Below are 18,653 nucleotides of genomic sequence, written 5' to 3'. Positions count from 1 at the left end.
GCTCAAGGGGAGGCTTTCTATCTCGGGCCAGACTCAGCATATGTAGAGCCCTACCGTAAAGCCGCTATAGAGGGTGTTACCTTAGTGGTACTTCTTAAAGCCGGTGTCAGTTTAGTGCCAGACATAGGCTACAAGAAGGATGCGTTTGATGTGACCGCGATCCTGCCAGCGGCTTATGATGTCATTGAAGTTGTAAAAGAGGCTCCGCCTGACGCAAAGCCAGCCAACCTTCCGCGGACGGGCATTTTCGCGAGGAAAAAAACTATATCACCAGGATCAACAAGTAAGGGCGCCGAAGCGCCCTCTGTTAAGGCTGTGAAGATCAGAGGAACACAAACTTCGCAATGAAGATGGCGCACAGCACCCACAGGCTGGCCGAGATCTCCTTGAATTTCCCGGTGCCCGCCTTGAGCGCCACGTAGCTGATGAAGCCAAGGGCAATGCCGTCTGCCACCGAGAAGGTCAGTGGCATCATGATCACCGTGACGATCGCCGGAATGCTGTCGGTGGCTTCATCCCACTCGATATGCGCCATGCTGCCCATCATCAGCATCGCCACGTAGATCAGCGCGCCAGCGGTGGCATAGGCCGGAATCATTCCGGCCAGCGGGGCGAAGAACATTGCGGCAATGAACAGCACGCCAACCACCACGGCGGTCAAACCGGTGCGCCCGCCTGCCGCCACACCCGCAGCACTTTCCACGTAACTGGTCACCGGCGGCACGCCGACCACCGCGCCGAACACGCTGGAGGTGCTGTCGGCCTTCAGTGCCCGCGACAGGTTCTCGATGCGCCCGTCCGGTGCCACCAGATTGGCGCGCTGAGCCACGCCCATCAGCGTGCCGGCGGTGTCGAACATGTGCACGAACAGGAACGCCAGTACCACGCTGATCATGCTGACGTTGAACACGCCGACCACGTCCATGGCCATCCAGGTCGGTGCCAGGCTTGGTGGCATCGACACCACCCCGCCGAACTTGACCAGGCCCAGGCCCCAGCCGGCCAGGGTGACGCCGATGATGCTGATCAGGATCGCGCCGAACACCCGCTTGTAGCTGAGGATGGCGATCAGCAGGAAGCACACCGCCGCCAGCAGTGGGCCGGGCTCATGCAGCGAGCCGAGCTTGACCAGGGTTGCCGGGCTGTCGACGATGATGCCGGCGGTTTTCAGGCCGATCAGCCCGAGGAACAAGCCGACGCCGGCCCCCATGGCATGGCGCAGGCTTAGCGGGATGCTGTTGAGCAGCCACTCACGCACGCGCGAAACGGTCAGGAACATGAACAGCACGCCCGAGACGAACACCGCCCCCAGCGCCGTTTCCCAGTTGTAGCCCATGGTGCCGACCACGGTGTAGGTGAAGAAGGCGTTGAGCCCCATGCCCGGCGCCAGGCCGACCGGCCAGTTGGCGTACAGGCCCATCAGCAGGCAGCCGAGGGCGGCGGCGATGCAGGTGGCGACGAATGCCGCGCCGTGGTCGATGCCGGCGTCGGCCATGATGTTGGGGTTGACGAAGATGATGTAGGCCATGGTGATGAAGGTGGTCACCCCGGCGATCAGCTCGGTGCGGACGGTGCTGCCATGCTGCTTGAGTTTGAAAATCCGCTCCAGCCAGCCCGTTTCGAGCGGTGGGACGAGATCCAGCGTAGGTGCTTCGGATTTGCGGCTTTCCACAGCGAGTACTCCTCAAGTCTTTCTTGTTGTTCGAAGCCTGGTCCTGAGCCATGCACTGGGGGGCTTCGCGAGGGGGTGTGGCAGACGTCCGACCAGTTTGTTGACTTTTGGGTCAGGAAGTTGCTCGCAGGATTATGCTTTTGTGTACAAAGAATGCAAATAATGTTTTATCTTTTGTTCCCACGAACTGCCGTACAACGGCTATATAGGTAAAAGGCCACCTGCAGAAACGGGTCAGCCTGTGTACAATGGCGCCATACCTTGGCCCCTTTTCTTCTTCCAGGGCTTGCCATCCCCCCGCTGACCGGTATTACAGTCACGGTCCGACTGGCAGATCCTTTGTGCTCGAGAGCCCATGAACGAACAGCTGCAACCTCTGAAAAAACCTGTGCGCACTGGCAAGGCCGGCCGCAGCGGTACCCAGGACGACATCGTCTATGCGCATATCTTCGAGGCGATCCTCGAGCAGCGTCTGGCACCGGGCACCAAGTTGAGCGAGGAAGCACTGGGCGAGATCTTCGGCGTCAGCCGCACCATCATCCGCCGCGCCCTGTCGCGTCTGGCCCATGAAAGCGTGGTGCTGTTGCGGCCCAACCGTGGTGCGGTGGTGGCCAGCCCCACGGTCGAGGAGGCGCGGCAGGTGTTCTTCTCGCGGCGCATGGTCGAGCGCGCCATCACCGAACTGGCCGTGCAGCACGCCACTCTCGAACAGCTCAACGAACTGCGCCAGATGGTCCGCGAGGAGCGTGACAGCTTCTCCCGTGGCGACCGTGGCGCCGGTATCCGCCTGTCCGGCGAGTTTCACCTCAAGCTGGCCGAAGCCGCCGGCAACGCACCGCTGGTGAGCTTCCAGCGCAGCCTGGTGTCGCAGACTTCGCTGATCATCGCCCAGTACGAGAGCGGCAACCGCTCGCACTGCTCGTACGATGAGCACATGCAGCTGATCGATGCGATCGAGGCCCGTGATGCCGAGCAGGCGGTAAGCCTGATGATGCATCACATGGACCATATCGACAGCAAGCTCAACCTCGACGAGGAGAGCGCCTCGGACGATCTGCACGCGGTGTTCTCTCACCTGCTGAAAAAGCCCAAGGCTACTGCCAAGGGTTGATCGTTTGCCTGCCTGAGCGGGGCTGCTTCGCAGCCCCTGGCTTTACTGGCCCTTGGCCAAGGCTCTGCTAGATTTTCCTCAGCAAACCTTCATCAAGCAGTTGGGCTTGCGCAGTCGTTGCGTCCAATTACTTGAGGAATGCTCCATGAGTTCATCCCTGGGTGTGCGCATGGGTGCCGAGCTGGTCGGCACCTTCTGGTTGGTCCTGGGTGGCTGTGGCAGCGCGGTGCTGGCCGCCAGCTCGCCTGTCGGCATCGGTGTCCTGGGTGTCGCCTTCGCTTTCGGCCTTACCGTCCTGACCATGGCATTCGCCATCGGCCATATCTCCGGTTGTCACCTCAACCCCGCCGTGTCGTTCGGGCTGGTGGTGGGGGGGCGATTCCCGGCAAAAGAGTTGCTGCCCTACGTGATTGCCCAGGTGATCGGCGCGATCCTCGCCGCGGCGGTGATCTACTTCATCGCCACCGGCAAGGCCGGTTTCGAGGTGGGTAACGGCATGGCGTCGAATGGTTATGGCGAACACTCGCCCGGCGGCTACACCCTGGCCGCAGGCTTCGTCAGCGAAGTGGTGATGACCGCGATGTTCCTGGTGATCATCATGGGCGCCACGGACGCCCGGGCGCCGGCCGGGTTTGCGCCGATCGCCATTGGCCTGGCGTTGACCTTGATCCACCTGATCTCGATCCCGGTCACCAACACCTCGGTGAACCCGGCGCGCAGCACCGGGCCTGCGCTGTTCGTCGGTGGCTGGGCGCTGCAGCAACTTTGGCTGTTCTGGCTGGCACCGCTGATCGGCGCTGTGATCGGCGGTGCATTCTATCGAGGCCTGGCCAAACAACCTTAGCGCTGGTGTACGCAACGCCCGGCGGCGTAGGTCTCGCGCACGGTGCGGTCGTCGCCCAGGGTGGTGAGCACGAACAAGGTCTCCTCGATGCTTTTCGACTGCTGCAGGCGGTAGTCCAGCAGCGGGGTGGCCTTGTAGTCGAGCACCACGAAGTCGGCGTCATTGCCCGGGCGCAGGCTGCCGATGCGGTCCTCCAGGCGCAGGGCGCGGGCGCCGCCGAGGGTGGCCAGGTACAGCGACTTGTACGGGTGCAGGCGCGCGCCTTGCAACTGCATCACCTTGTACGCCTCGTTCAGGGTGTTGAGCAGCGAGAAGCTGGTGCCGGCGCCGACATCGGTGCCCAGGCCGACGTTGACCTTGAAGCGCTCGGCCTGGGGCAGATTGAACAGGCCGCTGCCGAGGAACAGGTTGGAGGTCGGGCAGAAGGCGATGGCCGAACCGGTTTCGGCCAGGCGCTGGCACTCGTCGTCGCACAGGTGCACGCCGTGGGCGAACACCGAGCGCTCGCCGAGCAGCTCGAAGTGGTCGTAGACGTCCAGGTAGCCTTGCTGCTCGGGGAACAGTTCCTTGACCCAGTCGATTTCCTTGAGGTTCTCCGACAGGTGGGTGTGCATGTACACGCCCGGGTGTTCCTTGAGCAACTGGCCGGCCACGCTCAACTGTTCCGGCGTGCTGGTCGGCGCGAAGCGCGGGGTGACCGCGTAGTGCAAGCGGCCCTTGCCGTGCCAGCGCTCGATCAGCATCTTGCTGTCGCGGTAGCTGGACTCGGCGGTGTCGGTGAGGTAGTCGGGGGCGTTGCGGTCCATCATCACCTTGCCGGCGATCATGCGCAGATCCAGGCGCTCGGCCTCCTCGAACAGGGCGTTGACCGACTCGGGGTGCACGCTGCCGAACACCAGCGCGGTGGTGGTGCCGTTGCGCAGCAGTTCGGCGAGGAAGATCTTCGCCACCTGGTCGGCATGGGCCTTGTCGGCGAACTGCTTTTCGCAGGGGAAGGTGTAGGTGTTCAGCCAGTCCAGCAGCTGCTCGCCGTAGGAGCCGATCATGCCAGTCTGCGGGAAGTGGATGTGGGTGTCGATGAAACCCGGGGTGATCAGGGCGTCCTGGTAGTGTTGCACCGGGATGGCGGCGTCGAGGGTTGGCAGCAGCTCGCTGGCATGGCCCAGGGCGCTGATGCGGCCGTCGTCGACCACCAGCAGGCCGTCTTCATAGTATTCGCAGGACGCCTCCAGGCCGACCTCGGCGGGGTCGGCGATGCTGTGCAGGATGGCGGCTCGGTAGGCTTTGCGGGTTGCGCTCATGGGGCTCTCGTCAAAGGGTCTGGCTGCGTCGCGAGGACGGCAGCAACTGGGCGATGGGGCCTGAATTGGCGGCAGCGTCGTGCTGGCCGAAGCAGGCGTTGTAGGTGGCAATGATTTCGGCGGCGATGGACACGGCGATCTCGATCGGCAGCTTGCCCTTGACCTCGGCCAGGCCCATCGGGCAGCGCATGCGCGCCATCAGGGCGTCGTCGAAGCCGCGCTCGCGCAGGCGGTGCTCGAACTTGACCCGCTTGGTCTTCGAGCCGATCAGGCCGAACCAGGTGAAGTCGTTGCGCTTGAGGATCGCGGCGGTCAGTTCCAGGTCCAGCTGGTGGTTGTGGGTCATGACGATGCAGTAGCTGCCGGCGGGCAGGTCGGCAACTTCGTCGACCGGCTCTTCGCTGACGATCTTGCTCACTCCGGTGGGGATGAGCGCGGGGAACTCCTGCTCGCGCGAATCGATCCAGCGCACCCGGCAGGGCAGCGCGGCGAGCAAGGGTACCAGAGCGCGGCCGACATGGCCCGCGCCGAACACGGCGATCTCGGCCTGCACGCCGCTCATCGGCTCGAACAGCAGCACGGTGGCGCCGCCGCAGCACTGGCCGAGGCTGGCGCCGAGGCTGAAGCGCTCCAGGTGCGGGGTACTGCGGTGTTCCGCGAGCATCTGGCGGGCGATGTGCAGGGCCTTGAACTCCAGGTGGCCGCCGCCGATGGTGTCGTACAGCGCGCTGGCGCTGACCACCATTTTCGAGCCGGCGTTGCGCGGGGTGGAGCCGCGCTCCTCGATGATGGTTACCAGCACGCAGGGCTCGCCACGGGCTTGGTGGTCGGCGAGGGCGTTGATCCATTGGTGCATGTCTTCAGTCCTCCTCGGTCCCCTGTAGGCGCAACCTAAGGTCGCGCCTACAGGGAGCGTGGCGTCAGTGCGTCACGGGCTCCAGTTGCTGTTCGGCAGGCTGCGCCGCGGCCACCGCCTTGCGCATCTGCTCGCAACCCCACAATACCCGCTCCGGCGTCGACGGCGCGTCGACGTTTGGCTGCACGCGGTAGTCGGCGATGCTCGCCACCGCGTCCTTGATCGCGCACCAGGCGGCAATGCCGAGCATGAACGGCGGCTCGCCCACGGCCTTGGAGTGGAACACGGTGTCCTCGGGGTTCTTGCGGTTCTCCACCAGCTTGACGCGCATATCGATCGGCATGTCGGCCACAGCCGGGATCTTGTAGCTGGCCGGGCCGTTGGTCATCAGCTTGCCCTTGGCATTCCACACCAGTTCCTCGGTGGTCAGCCAGCCCATGCCCTGGACAAAACCACCCTCCACCTGGCCGATGTCGATGGCAGGGTTCAGCGAATCGCCCACGTCGTGCAGGATGTCGGCGCGCAGCATCTTGTACTCGCCGGTCAGGGTATCGACGATCACCTCCACGCAGGCGGCGCCGAACGCGAAGTAGTAGAACGGGCGGCCACGGGCCTGGTTGCGGTCGTAGAAAATCTTCGGCGTGCGGTAGAAACCGGTGGTCGACAGCGACACCTGGGCGAAATAGGCCTGCTGGACCAATTGCTCGAAACTGACGATCTGCTCGCGCACGCGCACATGGCCGTTACGGAACTCGACGTCTTCCTCGGTGACGTTGTAGTGCCGGGCCGCGAACTCGGTCAGGCGCTTCTTGAGGATCTCGGCGGCGTTCTGCGCGGCCTTGCCGTTCAGGTCGGCGCCGCTGGAGGCGGCGGTGGGCGAGGTGTTGGGCACCTTGTCGGTATTGGTGGCGGTGATCTGGATACGGTTGAAGTCGACCTGGAACACCTGCGCCACCACCTGCGCGACCTTGGTGTTCAGGCCCTGGCCCATCTCGGTGCCGCCGTGGTTGAGGTGGATGCTGCCGTCGGTGTAGATGTGGATCAAGGCACCTGCCTGGTTGAGGAAGGTGGCGGTGAACGAGATGCCGAACTTCACCGGGGTCAGCGCCAGGCCTTTTTTCAGCACCGGGCTGTTGGCGTTGAAGCGGCGGATCGATTCGCGGCGCTCATGGTAGTCGCTGCTGGCTTCGAGCTCGGCGGTCATCTCCTCGAGCATGTTGTGCTCGACGGTCTGGTAGTAGTGGGTGACGTTGCGCTCGGTCTTGCCGTAGTAGTTGGCCTTGCGCACCGCCAGCGGGTCGAGGGCCAGGTGACGGGCGATATGGTCCATCACCTGCTCGATGGCGACCATCCCCTGCGGGCCGCCGAAGCCGCGGTAGGCAGTGTTGGAGGCCGTGTTGGTCTTGCAGCGGTGGCCGTGCACCGTGGCATCGCCCAGGTAGTAGGCGTTGTCGGAGTGGAACATGGCGCGGTCGACGATCGAACCGGACAGGTCCGGCGAGTAGCCGCAGTTGCCCGCCAGGTCGAAATTGATCCCGTGCAGGCGGCCGTTGTCGTCGAAGCCGACGTCATATTCCACGTAGAACGGGTGACGCTTGCCGGTCATGGTCATGTCTTCGACCCGCGGCAGGCGCATCTTGGTCGGCTGGCCGGTCAGGCGCGCGATCACCGCGCACAGGCACGCGGGGCTGGCGGCCTGGGTTTCCTTGCCGCCGAAACCGCCACCCATGCGGCGCATGTCGACGACGATCTTGTGCATCGGCACGTCGAGCACCTCGGCCACCAGCTTCTGTACCTCGGTGGGGTTTTGCGTCGAGCAGTAGACGATCATGCCGCCGTCTTCAACGGGCATCACCGAGCTGATCTGGGTCTCCAGGTAGAAGTGCTCCTGGCCGCCGATGTGCAGGGTGCCCTGGATGCGGTGCGGGGCACTGGCCAGTGCGGCGGCAGAGTCGCCGCGCTGGTGGGTGTGGCTGTCGAGCACGAAGTGCTTCTTGCGCAGGGCTTCGACCACGTCGAGCACCGGCTCCAGGTCTTCGTACTCGACGATGGCGGCCATGGCGGCGCGCCTGGCGGTCTCGAGGTCGCAGGCGGCAACGGCGAGCACCGGCTGGCCGAAGAACTCGACCTTGTCGATGGCCAGCAACGGGTCGCCGGCGACCACCGGGCCGATGTCCTTGAGGCCTGGGATATCTTCGTGGGTGATGGCGATGCGCACCCCTTCGAACTGGTAGCAGGGCGTGGTGTCGATGCGCAGGATGCGCGCATGAGCGCGGTCGGCGGTGCGTGCATAGACGTGCAGCTGGTTGGGGAATTCCAGGCGGTCGTCGATGTACACCGCCTCGCCGGCCACATGCTTGTCGGCGCTGTCGTGCTTGAGGCTGCGGCCGACCCCGGTGGTCAGGTCCTGGCTGAACAGTGCGGCCATCTCGGCCTGGCTCTTGACGGCGTGATGGTTAGACATAGGCGGTCACCCGGGTTTCGATGTGCGGCGTTTGCAGTTCGATGAAGTACTTGCGCAGCAGGTTCTGCGCGGTCAGCAGGCGGTACTCGCGGCTGGCGCGGAAGTCGCTGAGCGGGGTGAAGTCCTCGGCCAGGGCCTGGCAGGCGCGTTCGACGCTGGCCTGGGTCCACGGCTTGCCGCGCAGCGCGGCTTCGCAGGCGCGGGCACGCTTGGGAGTCGCCGCCATGCCGCCGAAGGCGATGCGCACGCCGCTGACCACCCCGTTCTCGATGCTCAGGTTGAACGCCGCGCACACCGCGGAGATATCGTCGTCCAGGCGCTTGGACACCTTGTAGGCGCGGAAGGCCCAGTCGTTGCTGGCGCGCGGCACGACGATCTTTTCGATGAACTCACTGTCCTGGCGTGCAGTGATGCGGTAGTCGATGAAGTAGTCCTCCAGGGCCAGGGTGCGCTGGCGCTCGCCTTGGCGCAGGACGATCTGCGCGTCGAGGGCGATCAACAGAGGTGGTGAGTCACCGATTGGCGAGGCGTTGCCGATATTGCCGCCGAGAGTGCCCTGGTTGCGGATCTGCAGTGAGGCGAAGCGGTGCAGCAGGTCGCCGAAGTCGGGGTATTCCTCGTTGAGCGCGGTGTAGCAGTCAGTCAGCGGCGTGGCGGCGCCGATCTCCAGATGGCTGGCGGTCTTGTCGATGCGCTTGAGTTCGGCGACGTGGCCGACATAGATCATCACCGGCAGGGTGCGGTGGAACTGGGTGACTTCCAGCGCCAGGTCGGTACCCCCGGCCAGCAGGCGCGCCTCGGGGTGCGAGCTGTACAGGTCGGCCAGATCGGCCACGGTCAGCGGCACCAGGCAGCGCTTGTCGCCGCTATTAAGCTCGCCGGTCTGTTGCGGGGCGATGGCCTTGAGGCGAGCGATGGTCTGCGCCTGCTGAGCGTCGAACTGGTCGCGGCAGGGGCGTGCGCAGCTCTGCTCGGCAGCCTCGAGGATCGGCCGGTAGCCGGTGCAGCGGCACAGGTTGCCGGCCAGGGCCTCCTGGGCCTGGTGCAGGTCGTGGCCTTGGCTGTTCTTCTGCAGGGCGAACAGCGACATGACGAAACCAGGGGTGCAGAAGCCGCACTGCGAGCCATGGCAGTCGGCCATGGCCTTTTGCACGCTGTGCAGTTCGCCCTGGTGCTTGAGACCCTCGACGCTGATCAGTTGCTTGCCGTGCAGGGCGGAGACGAACGTCAGGCATGAGTTGAGGCTGCGGTAGCGGATGTCGTCGCCACCCTGGGCGTTTTCGACAAGTTCGCCGACGACCACGGTGCAGGCGCCACAGTCGCCGCTGGCGCAGCCTTCCTTGGTGCCGGGTTTGCCCAGGTGCTCGCGCAGGTACTGCAGCACCGTCATGTTCGGGTCCAGGGCATGCTCGCTGCGCAGCTCCTGGTTGACGAGAAACTGGATCACGGGGGAGGGCCTCGCAATGGTTTTATTGTTGTTCCGGCGGACTCTAAGCAACGGCTGACCTTCGGGTCAATAATTTTCTGACTCAAAGGTCAAGAATTTGCACGAGGGCCTTCCGAGCCGCCTCATCGAGCCTTTTCCAAAGCATAGTTCGCGCCGTGCAGGAAAGTTGACCCGCCAGTCGCACAAAGCACGCAGTCCTGCTGCGCGAGCGCCTGGCAAGTGCGCTACAATCGCGCCCTTGTGCACAGCTACCCAGATTGCGAAGGAAAACCATGACGTTCAAGGCGCCGGACAGCCTCTCCGAGCAAATTGCCCACTACCTGGCCGAGCGGATCATCCGCGGCGAACTCGCACCCGGCGAGCGCATCCAGGAGCAGAAGGTCACCCAGGCCCTCAACGTCAGCCGCGGTTCGGTACGCGAGGCGCTGCTCATCCTCGAGCGCCGGCACCTGGTGGCAATCCTGCCGCGCCGTGGCGCCCATGTGACCGAACTCGACGAGAACAGCGTGCGCAGCCTGTGCGCCCTGATGGGCGAGTTCTACATCCTGCTGGGCAACGCCGTCGCCCAGCATTGGCGCACCGAGGGCGACCTGCGCCCGTTCCTGGACATCCAGCAGCGCCTCAAGCAGGCCCATGCCGGCAAGGACATCAAGGCCTTCGTCGGCGACAGCTTCGCGGTGATGCGCGCCGCGTATCCGTTCGCCAACAACCCGTACCTGCAGGAAACCGTCGAGAACCTGCAGCCGGCCATGAGCCGCGCCTACTACCTGGCCCTGGACCAGCGCCAGGCCAACATGGTCGATTACCTGGAGCTGTTCGCCCGCCTGCTCGAAGCCGTGGTCGCCCGCGACCTGCCGCGCATCCGCGAGGTGCTCACCGCCTATTGCCAGCGCAGTTGCGAACTGGTGCTGGCGGCGCTGGCGCGGGTCTGACCGGTGCGCCTGAAGTGCATCCGCCTGGCCGGGTTCAAGTCGTTCGTCGACCCGACCACGGTCAACTTCCCCAGCAACATGGCCGCCGTGGTCGGCCCCAACGGCTGCGGTAAATCCAACATCATCGACGCGGTGCGCTGGGTGATGGGCGAGAGTTCGGCGAAGAATCTGCGTGGCGAGTCGATGACCGATGTCATCTTCAACGGCTCCACCAGCCGCAAGCCGGTCAGCCAGGCCAGCATCGAGCTGGTGTTCGACAACAGCGACAACAGCCTGGTGGGCGAGTACGCCGCCTACGCCGAGATCTCGATCCGCCGCAAGGTCACCCGCGACGGGCAGAACACCTATTACCTGAACGGCACCAAGTGCCGGCGTCGTGACATCACCGATATCTTCCTCGGCACCGGGCTGGGGCCGCGCAGCTATTCGATCATCGAGCAGGGCATGATCAGCAAGCTGATCGAGGCCAAGCCCGAGGAGTTGCGCAACTTCATCGAGGAAGCGGCGGGCATCTCCAAGTACAAGGAGCGTCGCCGCGAGACCGAGAGCCGCATCCGCCGTACCCAGGAAAACCTCGCGCGCCTGACCGACCTGCGCGAAGAGCTGGAACGCCAGATCGAGCGCCTGCACCGCCAGGCCCAGGCTGCCGAGAAATACCGTGAGTACAAGGCCGAGGAACGTCAGCTCAAGGCACGCCTGTCGGCTCTGCGCTGGCGCGACCTGGATGAGCGGGTGCGCCAGCGCGAGACGGTGATCGGCGACCAGGAGGTCGCCTTCGAGGCGCTGGTGGCCGAACAGCGCAACGCCGACGCCAGCATCGAGCGACTGCGCGACGGTCACCATGAGTTGTCCGAACGCTTCAACCAGGTGCAGGGCCGCTTCTATTCGGTGGCTGGCGATATCGCCCGCGTCGAGCAGAGCATCCAGCACGGCCAGCAGCGTCTGCGCCAGTTGCAGGACGACCTGAAGGAGGCCGAGCGCAGCCGCCTGGAAACCGAATCGCACCTGGGGCATGACCGCACCTTGCTGGCGACCCTCGGCGAAGAATTGGCGATGCTCGAACCGGAGCAGGAGCTGACCCTGGCCGCGGCCGAGGAAGCCGCCGCGACCCTGGAGGAAGCTGAGCTCGGCATGCACGGCTGGCAGGAGCAATGGGACGGCTTCAACACCCGCTCCGCCGAGCCGCGCCGTCAGGCCGAGGTGCAGCAGGCGCGCCTGGCGCAGCTCGAATCCAGCCTGGAGCGCCTGGCCGAGCGCCAGCGCAAGCTGGGCGAGGAGGGTGAGCAGCTCGGTGGTGATACCCAGGACACCGAGACGTTTGATCTGGGCGAGCAAGTGGCCAGCAGCGAGTTGCTGCTCGAAGAGCTGCACCTGCAAGAGCAGCAGGTGGTCGAGCGCCTGGAAGGGTTGCGCGAACACCTGCAGCAGACCAGCCAGGCACAACAGCAACAGCAGGGTGATCTGCAGCGCCTGGGCGGGCGTCTGGCCTCGCTGGAGGCTTTGCAGCAGGCGGCGCTGGAGCCCGGTGTGGGGGCCGCCGACTGGCTGCGCGCCCAGGGCCTGGAGCAGCGCCCGCGCCTGGCCGAGGGGCTGCGGGTCGAGCCCGGCTGGGAGCTGGCGGTGGAAACGGTGCTTGGCGCCGACCTGCAGGCAGTGTTGCTGGATGACTTCGCCGGCCTGGACTTCGCCGCGCTGGAGCAGGGCGATCTGCGCCTGCTGCTGGCCGGGGGCGAGGGTCCGCGTGTTCCCGGCAGCCTGCTCGACAAGGTCGAGGGGCGGGCCGACCTGTCGGCCTGGCTGGGGCAGGTCAGGCCGGTTGAAACGCTGGAGCAGGCGTTGGCGCAGCGGGCGTCACTGGTTGCTGGGCAAAGCCTGGTCAGCCGCGACGGATACTGGGTGGGGCGGCATTTCCTGCGGGTCAGCCGCGGTGGTGAAGCCCAGGGCGGCGTGCTGGCCAGGGGCCAGGAAATCGAACGCCTGGCCCAGGAACAACTGGAGCAGGAAGCGTCACTCGAACAGCTCGACGAGCAACTGCAGCGTCTGCGTGAACAACAGCTCGACCTGGAGGAGCAGCGCGAGCAATTGCGCCGTCGCAGCCAGGACGAGAGCCGCCAGCACGGTGAGCTCAAGGCGCGCCTGTCTGCTGGCCGGGCCCGGGCCGAACAGCTTGAACTGCGCCGCCGACGCTTGCACGAAGAGTTGGCCGAGCTCCAGGAGCAGCGTGCCCTGGAGCATGAGCAGTTGGGCGAGGCGCGCCTGCTGTTGCAGGAGTCCCTCGACCTGATGGCCGCGGACACCGAACAGCGCGAGCAACTGATGGCGCGCCGCGACACCCTGCGCGAAGGTCTCGACCGGGTCCGCCAGGAGGCCCGCCAGCACAAGGACCATGCCCATCAACTGGCCGTGCGCCTGGGCTCGTTGCGCGCCCAGCACGATTCCACCCGCCAGGCGCTCGAGCGCCTGGAGCAGCAGGCCGCGCGCCTGAACGAGCGTCAGGAGCAACTGAACCTGAATCTTGAGGAAGGCGAGGCACCGCTGGAAGAACTGCGCCTGAAGCTTGAGGAACTGCTCGAGCGCCGCATGAGCGTCGACGAGGAAATGCGCCAGGCGCGGCTGCACATGGACGAGGCGGACCGTGAGTTGCGTGATGCCGAGCGCCGCCGCACCCAGGCCGAGCAGCAGTCGCAACTGTTGCGCGGCCAGCTGGAGCAGCAGCGCCTGGAGTCCCAGGGGCTGGATGTGCGGCGCAAGACCTTGCAGGAACAACTGCTTGCCGACGGCTACGATCTTCAGGGCGTGCTCGTCACGCTCGAGGCCGAGGCCAGCGAGCAGGGCACCGAGCAGGCGCTGGAGCAGGTCGAGGCGCGTATCCAGCGCTTGGGCGCGATCAACCTGGCGGCCATCGAAGAGTACGAGCAGCAATCCGAGCGCAAGCGCTACCTGGATGCCCAGGACGCCGATCTGGTCGAGGCACTGGAGACCCTGGAAAACGTCATCCGCAAGATCGACAAGGAAACCCGCAACCGCTTCAAGGATACCTTTGATCAGATAAATGCCGGATTACAGGCACTTTTCCCAAAAGTTTTCGGTGGCGGCAGCGCTTATCTGGAACTGACGGGCGAAGATCTACTCGATACAGGGGTGACGATCATGGCGCGCCCGCCGGGCAAGAAGAACAGCACCATCCATCTGCTGTCCGGCGGCGAGAAGGCATTGACGGCCTTGGCTCTGGTGTTCGCCATCTTCAAGCTGAACCCGGCGCCGTTCTGCATGCTCGACGAAGTCGACGCACCTTTGGACGATGCCAACGTCGGGCGCTATGCGCGCCTGGTCAAGGAAATGAGCGAAACCGTGCAGTTCATCTACATCACCCACAACAAGATCGCCATGGAAATGGCCGACCAGCTGATGGGGGTGACCATGCACGAGCCGGGTTGTTCACGTCTTGTAGCAGTTGATGTGGAAGAAGCGATGGCTATGGTCGATGCGTAGGGTCTGTTCGAAATGTGTCTGCGCGAAGGCCAGACAAGGCGAAACGGGGGAAGGAACGGCCGGGGTCGCGCCCGACTGGACTGGAGTACATGAGCATTCCGAGCCCCGTTTCAACGCAGTATGGGCGAGTGCAGATACATTTCGGACAGAGCCTAAGGGGTAAAGAAAGGGTGTGAACGTGTAGGCAAAAGCCTCAGCAGACGCGACAGACGGTGTAAAGTTGCCTTTGGTCGTGCTAGCTTAATGTCACTTGTTTTTTGCGTGGGTAAAACGCCTGTCAGAACATAGAGTTGGCGCCACGTGTTAAAGGCCTTTGAAGCCTTTGTTTTCAAGCATATTTTTTATAGAGGCACGGGATTACATGGAAATCGGTCTGCGCGAGTGGCTGATCGTCATCGGCATCATTGTCATCGCCGGTATTCTTTTCGACGGCTGGCGCCGCATGCGCGGCGGCAAGGGCAAGTTGAAGTTCCGTCTGGACCGTAGCTACGCCAACGCCCCGGACGACGACAGCGGCGGCGCCGAGGTGCTCGGCCCTTCGCGTGTGCTGGAAACCCATAAAGAGCCCGAGCTGGATGAGAGCGACCTGCCATCGGTCAGCGCCCCGGTGCGGGAGCGCGAACGCGAGCGTGAAGCCAAACCGGCCAAGGCCAAGCGCGGCAAGCGCAACAACAGCGAGCCGCAACAGGGCGACCTGAAGCTGGCCGCCGAGCCGCGTGAACCGGACCTGTTCGATACTGGCGACGACGACTTCGCCGCCGACAACACCCGCAACAGCGGTTTTACTGCCGCGTCCACGCCGGCCAAAGAGCTGCCGCCGGCCGAAGAAGTGCTGGTGATCAGCGTCATCTCCCGCGACGAAGGCGGTTTCAAGGGCCCGGCGCTGTTGCAGAACATCCTGGAAAGCGGCCTGCGCTTCGGCGAGATGGACATCTTCCATCGCCACGAGAGCATGGCCGGCCACGGCGAAGTGCTGTTCTCCATGGCCAATGCGGTCAAGCCCGGCGTGTTCGATCTGGACGACATCGACCATTTCAGCACCCGTGCGGTGAGCTTCTTCCTCGGCCTGCCAGGCCCGCGTCACCCCAAGCAGGCCTTCGACGTGATGGTCGCCGCCGCCCGCAAGTTGGCCCACGAGCTCAATGGCGAGCTCAAGGATGACCAGCGCAGCGTGCTGACCGCCCAGACCATCGAGCACTACCGCCAGCGCATCGTCGAGTTCGAGCGCCGCGCCCTGACGCAGAAACGCTGATACACCCGAGCGGGCGGACCTTGCCTCGGTCCGCGCCGCGATGATTGAAACGAAAGAGCAGCCAGGGGCTGCTCTTTTGCTTTGCAAGAGAAGACCAGGAATGAACGCCGAATCCCGAATCCACGAACTGCGCGCCGAACTCGACCAGCACAACTACCGCTACTACGTGCTCGACGAACCCAGCGTGCCCGATGCCGAATACGACCGCCTGTTCAATGAGCTGAAGGCGCTGGAGGCCGAGCACCCGCACCTGGTGACGCCGGATTCGCCGACCCAGCGCGTCGGCGGCGCGGCGCTGGCGTCCTTCAGCCAGGTGCGTCACGAGATACCGATGCTCAGCCTGGGCAACGCCTTCGAGGAAGACGACCTGCGCGACTTCGGCCGCCGCGTGGTCGAAGGCCTGGATTTGCCGGGCGGCGATCAGGCGGCCGTGGACTACAGCTGCGAGCCCAAGCTCGACGGCCTGGCGGTGAGCCTGCTGTACCGCGACGGCCAGCTGGTGCAGGGCGCCACCCGCGGCGACGGCACTACCGGTGAGGACATCAGCGCCAACGTGCGTACCGTGCGCAACATCCCGCTCAAGCTGCAGGGCGAGGGCTGGCCGGCGGTGCTGGAGGTGCGCGGCGAGGTGTACATGAGCAAGGCCGGATTCGACCGGCTCAATGCGGCCCAGGCCGAGGCCGGCGGCAAGACCTTCGCCAACCCGCGCAACGCCGCCGCCGGCAGCCTGCGCCAGCTGGACTCGAAGATCACCGCCAGCCGCCCGCTGGAGTTCTGCTGCTATGGCGTCGGCCAGGTGTCCGAGCCGTTTGGCGACAGCCATATCGGTATCCTGGAGAAACTCAAGACCTGGGGGCTGCCGATCAGTCGCGAGCTCAGGCACGCCGCTGGTATCGACGAGTGCCTGGCCTATTACCGGGACATCGGCGCGCGCCGCAACAGCCTGCCCTACGAAATCGATGGGGTGGTATTCAAGGTCAATGCCCTGGCCTCCCAGCGTGAGCTGGGTTTCCGTGCCCGTGAGCCGCGCTGGGCGATCGCCCACAAGTTCCCGGCCATGGAAGAGCTCACCGAGGTGCTCGATGTCGAGTTCCAGGTCGGGCGTACCGGCGCGGTGACTCCGGTCGCCCGCCTCAAGCCGGTGAAGGTGGCCGGCGTGACGGTGTCCAACGCCACCCTGCACAACATGGACGAGATCGCCCGGTTGGGCCTGCGTATCGGCGACACGGTGATCATCCGCCGTGCCGGTGACGTGATCCCGCAGGTCATGCAGGTGGTGCTCGAGCGCCGCCCCGAAGGCGCGCGTGCGGTGCAGGTGCCGAGCCAATGCCCGGTGTGCGGCTCGCAGGTCGAGCGCACTCAGCTGGTCAAGCGCAGCAAGGGCAAGGAAACCACCAGCGAAGGCGCGGTGTACCGCTGTGTGGGGCGCCTGAGCTGCGCCGCTCAGCTCAAGCAGGCGATCATCCATTATGTGTCGCGTCGCGCCATGGACATTGATGGGTTGGGCGAAAAGAGCGTCGAGCAACTGGTCGATGAAAACCTGATCCGCTCGCCGGCCGACCTCTACAAGCTGGAATTCGAGCAAGTGGTCGCCCTTGAAGGCTTTGCCGAGGTCTCCAGCCGCAAGCTGCTCGAAGCCATCGAGGCCAGCAAGCGCCCGAGCCTGGCGCGTTTCATCTACGCCCTGGGCATCCCCGATGTCGGCGAGGAGACCGCCAAGGTCCTGGCCCGCTCCCTGGGCAGCCTGGCGCGGGTGCAGGTGGCGCTGCCGCAGGTGTTGACCTACCTGCCGGACATTGGCCTGGAAGTTGCCTACGAGATCCATAACTTCTTCGAGGACGAGCACAACCGTGCGGTGATCAAGCAGCTGCTGGACAGCGGTATGCAACTGCAGGATGAAGGGGAGCTGGGCGCCGAGTTCGCCGCCAGCACCACCCTCGCCGGGATGCTCGCCAAGCTCGATATCCCGTCGGTCGGCCCGACCGGCGCCGAGAAGCTGGTAGACAAGCTGGGCACCCTGGACAAGATCATCGCCGCCGATGGCATCGACTTGCGCCAGGCCCTGAATACCAAGGCCGCCGACGGGGTGCGCGAGTTCTTCAAGGTCGAGGCCAACCAGCAGTTGGCCCGCGCCATCGAAGCCCAGTTGCTGGACTTCGGCATGCACTGGTCGTGCGAGAAGAAGTCCGCCGAGGGTTTGCCGCTGGCCGGCCAGACCTGGGTGCTGACCGGTACTCTGGAGCGCATGAGCCGCGATATTGCCAAGGAAAAGCTGGAAAGCCTGGGGGCCAAGGTGGCGGGCTCCGTGTCCGGCAAGACCCATTGCGTGGTGGCCGGGCCCGGCGCCGGCTCCAAGCTGGCCAAGGCCGGTGAGCTGGGCGTGTCGGTGATGGACGAGGAGGCGTTCGTGGGCTTCCTTGCGGAGCGCGGAATCGACGTCTGAGGCCGGTGGCCTTGTCGCGGGGCAAGCCCGCTCCCACGGGTGATCGCACGTGGGGGGCGGGTTCGCCTCGCGATAGATTTGCCACAAGTCCTTGAGAAATGATGGTTTTTTCTCGATCAAAGGTTGTAACTTCTCGCTGGCGTTGTACAATGGCGCGGCTCGTCAGCTGGCGAGCCGTCGTGGTGGCCCCATCGGTCCCCCCGCATTGATTACCCGTTAACCTGGTCAGGCCCGGAAGGGAGCAGCCATAGCGGGAACATCGAGTGCCGGGGTGTGGCTGGTGGGGCCGCCTCCATTTTGGGCGCAGGGTTTTTCCGGCGTACCTGTCAGGCGTCGCACATCAGACGCGTTTCTTTACACCCTCGCACTGTTTTCCGCCTGCACGATCCCGCGCAGCGCCTTATCATGCATCCCATCGTGTTGGCCCATTCGGCCAGGAGATAGCGACCGTGGAACATGTCGACGACCTCACCCGCCAGAAGATTCGCGAGTGGCAGCTGCGCCGCCTGGAAATAAAGGACCAGATGGCCGCCAGTCCCGAGCGTGTGCTGGAGTTGTCCCAGGTGCTCGACCAGATGGAAGAAGAGCACGAGCGCATCCTCGAGGAAGCGGCTGCGCCAGTGGCGGGGAAGGCTGGCACGGCGGCCTTGGAGCTGCAGGTGTCGGCGCGCTCGGTGCGTGACTTGCGCAAGCTGCTGGAGCTGGCCCTGCATGAGCTCGATGGCGTGCTCGACGCACCGCAGGCGGGTGTCAGCTATCCCGGCGACATGGCCGGGTCGTTGGGGGCCTACCGCTTCGAACTGGTGGTGGGGCAGGCCGCTGAATCCGACAAACCTTGA

General features: G+C 64.8%; 12 protein-coding genes and 1 other RNA gene. 8 read left to right on the top strand and 5 right to left on the bottom strand.

Going from position 1 to position 18,653, the window contains the following annotated elements; all coding sequences use genetic code 11:
- Nucleotides 1-322 precede the first annotated feature (322 nt).
- The gene (locus ACVWY1_RS11290) at nt 323-1,672 is read right to left on the bottom strand and encodes an NCS2 family permease (RefSeq protein WP_258598671.1); all 1,350 of its coding nucleotides are present in this window, start codon (nt 1,670-1,672) and stop codon (nt 323-325) included.
- Nucleotides 1,673-2,027: 355 nt separating this feature from the next.
- On the opposite strand from ACVWY1_RS11290, the gene ACVWY1_RS11285 reads away from it, so the two are divergent.
- Both ACVWY1_RS11285 and aqpZ read left to right on the top strand, forming a co-directional pair.
- Complete coding sequence (locus ACVWY1_RS11285) at nt 2,028-2,783, top strand: GntR family transcriptional regulator (RefSeq protein WP_038705701.1); 756 nt, start codon at nt 2,028-2,030, stop codon at nt 2,781-2,783.
- Nucleotides 2,784-2,928: 145 nt separating this feature from the next.
- Nucleotides 2,929-3,627, top strand: a complete 699-nt coding sequence (gene aqpZ / locus ACVWY1_RS11280) for an aquaporin Z (RefSeq protein ID WP_457378285.1) — start codon at nt 2,929-2,931, stop codon at nt 3,625-3,627.
- Here aqpZ and guaD read toward each other — a convergent pair.
- The 4 genes from guaD to xdhA all read right to left on the bottom strand — a co-directional run bounded on the left by guaD (nt 3,624) and on the right by xdhA (nt 9,695).
- Nucleotides 3,624-4,928 (bottom strand): guanine deaminase, encoded by a 1,305-nt coding sequence (gene guaD / locus ACVWY1_RS11275; protein WP_102684657.1) that lies wholly within the window; start codon nt 4,926-4,928, stop codon nt 3,624-3,626. The genes aqpZ and guaD overlap by 4 nt on opposite strands.
- 10 nt (nt 4,929-4,938) lie before the next feature.
- Nucleotides 4,939-5,784: a xanthine dehydrogenase accessory protein XdhC gene (gene xdhC, locus ACVWY1_RS11270; RefSeq protein WP_102684658.1), complete on the bottom strand. Its 846-nt coding sequence runs from the start codon at nt 5,782-5,784 to the stop codon at nt 4,939-4,941.
- 64 nt (nt 5,785-5,848) lie between these two features.
- Complete coding sequence (gene xdhB / locus ACVWY1_RS11265; RefSeq protein ID WP_457378284.1) at nt 5,849-8,248, bottom strand: xanthine dehydrogenase molybdopterin binding subunit; 2,400 nt, start codon at nt 8,246-8,248, stop codon at nt 5,849-5,851.
- Nucleotides 8,241-9,695 carry a xanthine dehydrogenase small subunit gene (xdhA, locus tag ACVWY1_RS11260; protein WP_457378283.1) on the bottom strand — a complete coding sequence of 485 codons (1,455 nt, stop codon included), beginning with the start codon at nt 9,693-9,695 and terminating at the stop codon, nt 8,241-8,243. The genes xdhB and xdhA overlap by 8 nt, the downstream gene beginning before the upstream one ends.
- Before the next feature lie 272 nt (nt 9,696-9,967).
- Between xdhA and ACVWY1_RS11255 the strand changes: the two genes are divergently transcribed.
- The 6 genes from ACVWY1_RS11255 (at nt 9,968) to ACVWY1_RS11230 (ending at nt 18,653) form a co-directional block, all read left to right on the top strand.
- Nucleotides 9,968-10,627 (top strand): GntR family transcriptional regulator, encoded by a 660-nt coding sequence (locus ACVWY1_RS11255; RefSeq protein WP_023631392.1) that lies wholly within the window; start codon nt 9,968-9,970, stop codon nt 10,625-10,627.
- Between the two features lie 3 nt (nt 10,628-10,630).
- On the top strand, nt 10,631-14,119 hold the full coding sequence (gene smc, locus ACVWY1_RS11250; RefSeq protein WP_457378282.1) for a chromosome segregation protein SMC: 3,489 nt from the start codon (nt 10,631-10,633) through the stop codon (nt 14,117-14,119).
- A gap of 361 nt (nt 14,120-14,480) precedes the next feature.
- Entirely contained in the window at nt 14,481-15,371 is an 891-nt protein-coding gene (gene zipA, locus ACVWY1_RS11245; RefSeq protein WP_277503284.1) for a cell division protein ZipA, read from the top strand.
- Nucleotides 15,372-15,471: 100 nt separating this feature from the next.
- Nucleotides 15,472-17,814: an NAD-dependent DNA ligase LigA gene (gene ligA, locus ACVWY1_RS11240; protein WP_277503285.1), complete on the top strand. Its 2,343-nt coding sequence runs from the start codon at nt 15,472-15,474 to the stop codon at nt 17,812-17,814.
- A 189-nt stretch (nt 17,815-18,003) separates the two neighbouring features.
- Nucleotides 18,004-18,100: signal recognition particle sRNA small type (gene ffs, locus ACVWY1_RS11235), an RNA gene on the top strand.
- Between the two features lie 163 nt (nt 18,101-18,263).
- Nucleotides 18,264-18,653, top strand: coding sequence for a hypothetical protein (locus ACVWY1_RS11230; RefSeq protein WP_277503286.1), 390 nt, complete (start codon nt 18,264-18,266; stop codon nt 18,651-18,653).

The sequence above is a fragment of the Pseudomonas sp. TE6288 genome (genome assembly GCF_054062095.1).
Note: the sequence above shows the minus strand (reverse complement) of the source record. Positions and strands in the feature narration are given on the sequence as shown.